Below are 869 nucleotides of genomic sequence, written 5' to 3' on the forward strand. Positions count from 1 at the left end.
TTATAGTGAAGGGCGAAAGTGACCGCGACGAGCGACAGCGACGTAAGCCGGGAACGAGCCACTCAGTAAACCATTAACCGACAGCTTGTCTGTTCGGCCAAAGCCCTTTGCAAATCACCGACAGGCTCCCCGGCAGTCACGGGCCGATACGCCCGGCTTCACCGCGAACTCGCCAACCAAGCCGACGCCATACTCTCCCAATACGTTTTTTGGCTTTCGCCGAGCCGGACTGTCGCCGTCACCCGTGACCCTCCGGTGGCAGTCCGAGAGAAGGCGAGAGTCAAAAAACCAAGGTGCGATCGTTAACACCAAGTGCGTTGACTTTAACGATTGATACCGAAGCGGTTTTCTACTTTCGCAGCGGTTGGCTGATCGGCACGCTTGACAGTGAGCGGAAGCTGTCGCGTCATGGAGGGCCGGACGATCCGTGAACCCTTGATCCACGTTTCGCCATCGCACCGTCAAGGCTCTCGACCGCCAACGACAGCCGACAGGTGCGCAGCTTTCGCGGACCCCATCGGCAAGCCGCCAACACCTCTCCCCACGCTGTTTACCAGATTCAAAACACCCAGCAAGGGCCGGGCCACCGGTCTGCGCGCACCCAACGGAGCCGACACAATGAACGACGACTTCTTGAACGCCATCCTTGCCAATCCAATCGCAGCGATCGCAACCTTCTACGCAACATGCTTCAGCGCCAACGAACGCGCGATGGCTTACACGCAAGACGAACTTCATCTCACCAACGAACAAGCGTCCAAAGAACAAATCGGATTCGCCGATCGAACACTCGGAAAACAGATCCCACAGCGCCGGATCAAACGCGGTCGCGAAGTCCGTGACGCACTTGTCGCCGCCGGACTCTACAA

Annotated in this window: 1 protein-coding gene; it reads left to right on the forward strand. The window is 58.2% G+C overall.

The genetic code is table 11. The annotated features are described in order from the left end of the window. Nucleotides 1-618: 618 nt before the first annotated feature. On the forward strand, nt 619-869 hold a 251-nt coding region (locus tag H1B37_RS32960; RefSeq protein WP_182871513.1), incomplete at its 3' end, for a hypothetical protein.

Source organism: Stieleria mannarensis (assembly GCF_014154935.1).
GTDB classification, from domain to species: Bacteria; Planctomycetota; Planctomycetia; order Pirellulales; family Pirellulaceae; genus Stieleria; species Stieleria mannarensis.